This is a genomic window from Pantoea sp. Tr-811, from assembly GCF_011752535.1.
Taxonomy (GTDB): domain Bacteria; phylum Pseudomonadota; class Gammaproteobacteria; order Pseudomonadales; family Pseudomonadaceae; genus Aquipseudomonas.
This window is the reverse complement of record NZ_VWXJ01000044.1, coordinates 1-4,931: the sequence shown is the minus strand read 5'-3', so window position 1 is coordinate 4,931 and position 4,931 is coordinate 1. Positions and strand designations below refer to the sequence as shown.

The window sequence follows — 4,931 nt, the reverse complement described above, 5'->3', positions numbered from 1 at the left end:
GCGAGAAACTCGTTTAGCTTCAAACACTTGACTCGCTGCGATCTCTCGTAGCGGGAGGCGAATCATACAGCGTTTTGACACGCTGTCAACACTCATCTCAACCGCTAGCGATCTTTCGATCGAAGCCTTTTCAGTAACCTCTTAACAAGCTAACTCGTTGAATTTCAAGGAGTTTGTTGTTCCGATGTCGCTGGAAGTGGGGCGCATTATAAGGGGATTCGAAGGGGCGTCAACCTTTAATTTCATATATTTGAAATATTTGGAATTAGCGGTGTCAGGAGTGCCGCTTTGCGGCTTATCGCGAGCTGCGCTCGCTCCTACAAAGAGGGGCGCGCAGGGCTGACTAGCCTTGTTCGCAGGGGCATCGTTAAAAGCAAAGCGGGGAGGCCTGACGGCCTCCCCGCTTTTAAACACCTCTATATAGCGTCAAACCACCCCGGCGATACGCAAGCGGTCCACCGCATCGGCATCCAGCCCCAGCACATCCGCCAACACCGCCTCGGTATGCTCACCCAACAGTGGCGGCGCCCGGCGGTACTCCACCGGCGTCTGCGACAACCGGATCGGGCTGGCCACCTGCGGCACACTGCCGGCCAGCGCATGGGGCATCGTTACTGCCAGCCCCCGGGCCAGTACCTGCGGGTCCTGGAACATCTGCGCCAGGTCATTGATGGGCCCGCACGGCACGCCTGCCGCCTCCAGTTGCTGCACCCACTCAGCCGTGGTCTTGAACACCGTCGCCTGGCGAATCAACGGAATCAGCTCCGCCCGGTTCGCCACTCGCAGCTTATTGGTCGCAAAGCGCGGATCATCCGCCCACTGCGGCTGCCCAGCCACCTCGGCAAACTTGCGGAACTGGCCATCGTTACCCACGGTAAGGATGAAATCACCATCCGCCGTGGGGAAGTCCTGGTAGGGCACTATATTAGGGTGCGCATTGCCCAGCCGCCGCGGAGGGTTGCCCGTGGTCAGGTAGTTCATCGCCTGGTTGGCCAGGCACGCCACCTGCACGTCGAGCAAGGCCATGTCCACATGCTGGCCCACGCCATGCTGGTCGCGGTGGGCGAGGGCGGCCAGGATCGCCACCGTCGAATACAAGCCCGTCAGGATGTCGGTCAATGCCACCCCAACCTTCACCGGCCCCGCACCTTCCTCGCCATCCGGGCGGCCGGTCAGGCTCATCAGCCCGCCCAGCCCCTGGATCATGAAGTCATACCCCGCGCGCTTGGCATAGGGCCCCGTCTGGCCGAAGCCTGTGATCGAGCAATAGATAAGCCCAGGGTTGATCGCCTGCAGGCTCGCGTAGTCCAGCCCATATGCCGCCAGCCCACCCACCTTGAAGTTCTCGATGACGATGTCCGACTTCGCCGCCAGCTCGCGCACCAGGCGCTGGCCTTCCGGCTGGGTGAAGTCGATGGTCACCGAGCGCTTGTTGCGGTTGGCCGACAGGTAATACGCAGCCTCACTGGTGTTCTCGCCCTCGGCATCCTTGAGAAAGGGCGGCCCCCACGAGCGCGTATCGTCGCCGCTACCCGGGCGCTCGACCTTGATCACGTCTGCCCCCAGGTCCGCCAGGATCTGGCCCGACCACGGCCCCGCCAGCACTCGGGAGAGGTCCAGCACCCGCAGGTGAGATAGCGCGCCCATGGTACGGCTCCTTATCAATAGAAGGCCTGGATGCCGGTTTGCGCACGGCCAAGAATCAGCGCATGCACGTCGTGGGTGCCTTCGTAGGTGTTGACCACCTCCAGGTTGACCAGGTGGCGAGCCACGCCGAACTCATCGGAAATCCCGTTACCCCCCAACATGTCACGGGCCATACGGGCAATATCCAGGGCCTTGCCACACGAATTACGCTTCATGATCGAAGTGATTTCCACCGCGGCGGTGCCTTCGTCCTTCATACGCCCCAGGCGCAGGCAACCTTGCAGGGCGAGGGTGATTTCGGTCTGCATGTCGGCCAGCTTCTTCTGGATCAACTGGTTGGCGGCCAATGGGCGGCCGAACTGCTGGCGGTCAAGGGTGTACTGGCGCGCCGTGTGCCAGCAGGCCTCCGCTGCGCCCAGTGCGCCCCAGGAGATACCGTAGCGGGCCGAGTTCAGGCAGGTGAACGGGCCTTTCAGGCCGCGCACCTCAGGGAAGATGTTCTCCTGTGGCACGAACACGTTGTCCATCACGATCTCGCCAGTGATCGAGGCGCGCAGGCCAACCTTGCCATGAATGGCCGGGGCGCTCAGGCCCTGCCAGCCTTTCTCCAGCACGAAGCCGCGAATATCGCCCTCGTCATCCTTGGCCCAGACCACGAACACATCGGCGATCGGGCTGTTGGTGATCCACATCTTGCTGCCGCTCAGGCGATAGCCGCCATCGACCTTCTTCGCCCGGGTAATCATCGAACCCGGGTCGGAACCATGGTTGGGCTCGGTCAGGCCGAAGCAACCGACCCACTCGCCGCTGGCCAGCTTGGGCAGGTACTTCTGCTTCTGCGCTTCGGTGCCGAACTCATTGATCGGCACCATCACCAGCGAAGACTGCACGCTCATCATCGAGCGGTAGCCAGAATCGATGCGCTCCACCTCACGGGCGATCAGGCCATAGCACACATAGTTGAGGCCGCTGCCGCCGTATTGCTCGGGAATGGTCGCGCCAAGCAGGCCGACTTCACCCATCTCGCGGAAGATCGCAGGGTCGGTTCGCTCGTGCCGGAAGGCTTCCAGCACGCGCGGGGCCAACTTGTCCTGGGCGAACTGATAAGCGCTGTCACGCACCATGCGCTCTTCTTCAGTGAGCTGCTGGTCCAGCAGCAGCGGGTCGATCCAGTTGAAGCTTGCTTTACCGGCCATGGGCGAATCCTCGAAGTAGGGGAGCGGTTTCTCGTGCCATTGATCCTAGGCCTGATCCGGCAGGGCGACAAACGAGGATTGCGCACGCATTAGTGATATTTTGTCACTTCGAAATAAGCCACAAGGCCATCTTCAAAGCTCCACGAGTGAGGTTGACGTACATGCGGCGAAAAATACCCAGCACCACTGCACTGGTTTGCTTCGAAGCGGCCGCGCGCCACGAGAGCTTCACCAAGGCTGCACAGGAACTGGCGCTGACCCAGGGCGCCGTCTGTCGGCAGATAGGCGGGCTGGAGGCGTTTCTCAACGTCGAACTGTTCCGGCGCTCGCGCCGCGGGGTGAAACTGACCGAGGCTGGGCTGTCATACAGCCGCCAGGTGTCCGCGCAGTTGGATGCCGTGGAGCGCGACACGTTGTCGGTCATGCGCCAGCAGGGCGCAAACGTGATCGAGCTGGCGGTGGTGCCCACCTTCGGCACCCAATGGTTGTTGCCACGGCTCAAGGACTTCCAGCAGCGCCACCCGGAGGTCACCGTCAACCTCACCAACCGCACCCGCCCGTTCCTGTTCGCCGATACGCCGTTCGACGCCGCCATCTATTTCGGTGACGCCGATTGGTCCGGCACCCAGTCTCACCGCCTGATGGGCGAAAACCCGCTGCCGGTGTGCAGCCCGGCGCTGCTGGCCGGGCAGGGCGCGCTCGATGCCCGGCGCATCGCCAGCCTGCCGCTGCTGCAGCAAACCACCCGGCCTTACGCCTGGCGCCAGTGGTTCAACGGCCTGGGCCTGAACATCGCGGGCGACATGACAGGCCCGCGTTATGAACTATTCTCCATGCTCGCCCAGGCGGCGATGCACGAGATGGGCGTCGCGCTGATCCCACCGTTCCTGATCCAGCGCGAACTGGAGGAGGGCAGGCTGGTGATCGCCAACGGGCACGCACTGACCAGCGACAAGGCCTACTACCTGATGATTCCCGAGCGCAAGGTCGAGTCCGCGTCCTTGCGCGCCTTCCGCGACTGGCTGGTGCAACAAGCCCAGCTCTACATCAATTCGCACCGGGGCGAAGGTTCTTTCTGACTAATGTAGTCAATTATTTTAAACACCTACAGATATACGTATTTGTCGCATAATCGCAAACTGTTCAGGTGAATCGAAAAACCCCTCCGAACCCCGCAAACACGCGGCTTTCAGAGGGTTTTACGACATTCATCAACCCATCCGCGAAATCATCGCAAAAAAATTCAGATTTTCCCCTAATCTGCCAATGGCCCATGTTTGACGGGCTGCAGCCCATCACTTGCGACATACGGTCACAGGGTGACTTGTAGTTTTAACTTCGTTTCGCTCCAGAACCGGTTGATGGCCCTTGGGTTCGTCTGCAAAATGCCTCGCCCGCCCGGGATTCGGCGGGCTCGGCGCTCAACAGCCGCCCCAGCGCACCATCCGCAGTGTGCTGGTTTCTACAAAGACAAAAGGTCACCGCAGGAGAAATAGTCGTGCACATTGGTGTTCCTCTCGAGACGCAGACCGGTGAGACAAGGGTCGCTGCGACCCCGGAAACCATCAAGAAACTGATTGGCCAGGGCCATCAGGTTACCGTCCAACGGGGGGCAGGGCTCAACGCCAGCATTCCGGACAGTGCCTATGAGGCCGTGGGCGCTTCCCTGGGAAGCGCAGCCGATGCCTACGGCGCGCAATTGGTGCTCAAGGTGGTGGCTCCCGACGATCAGGAACTGGCGCTGATCAACAGCGGCAGCCTTCTGGTCGGCATGCTCAACCCCTTCAACAGCGAGCTGATCGGCAAGATGGCCGAACGCGGCATCACCGCCTTCGCCCTGGAAGCCGCACCCCGTACCTCGCGGGCCCAGAGCCTCGACGTGCTGTCGTCGCAGGCCAACATCGCCGGCTACAAGGCCGTGTTGCTCGCCGCCCACCACTACCCACGCTTCATGCCCATGCTGATGACCGCCGCCGGCACCGTCAAAGCCGCGCGCGTGTTGATTCTGGGGGCGGGTGTTGCCGGCCTGCAGGCCATTGCCACGGCCAAGCGCCTGGGTGCAGTGATCGAGGCGTCCGACGTACGCCC

Annotated in this window: 3 protein-coding genes and 1 pseudogene; 2 read left to right on the top strand and 2 right to left on the bottom strand. The window is 61.9% G+C overall.

What is annotated here, in order from left to right; genetic code table 11:
• Window positions 1–426: 426 nt before the first annotated feature.
• Together F3J44_RS29260 and F3J44_RS29255 are read right to left on the bottom strand one after the other, a co-directional pair.
• Window positions 427–1,647, bottom strand: a complete 1,221-nt coding sequence (locus F3J44_RS29260; protein WP_167064022.1) for a CaiB/BaiF CoA-transferase family protein — start codon at window positions 1,645–1,647, stop codon at window positions 427–429.
• A 14-nt stretch (window positions 1,648–1,661) separates the two neighbouring features.
• On the bottom strand, window positions 1,662–2,843 hold the full coding sequence (locus tag F3J44_RS29255) for an acyl-CoA dehydrogenase (protein WP_167277971.1): 1,182 nt from the start codon (window positions 2,841–2,843) through the stop codon (window positions 1,662–1,664).
• A 161-nt stretch (window positions 2,844–3,004) separates the two neighbouring features.
• On the opposite strand from F3J44_RS29255, the gene F3J44_RS29250 reads away from it, so the two are divergent.
• Together F3J44_RS29250 and F3J44_RS29245 are read left to right on the top strand one after the other, a co-directional pair.
• Window positions 3,005–3,922: a LysR family transcriptional regulator gene (locus F3J44_RS29250; RefSeq protein WP_167277970.1), complete on the top strand. Its 918-nt coding sequence runs from the start codon at window positions 3,005–3,007 to the stop codon at window positions 3,920–3,922.
• A 419-nt stretch (window positions 3,923–4,341) separates the two neighbouring features.
• Window positions 4,342–4,931 (top strand): annotated as a pseudogene (locus F3J44_RS29245) (NAD(P)(+) transhydrogenase (Re/Si-specific) subunit alpha); the annotation flags it as partial.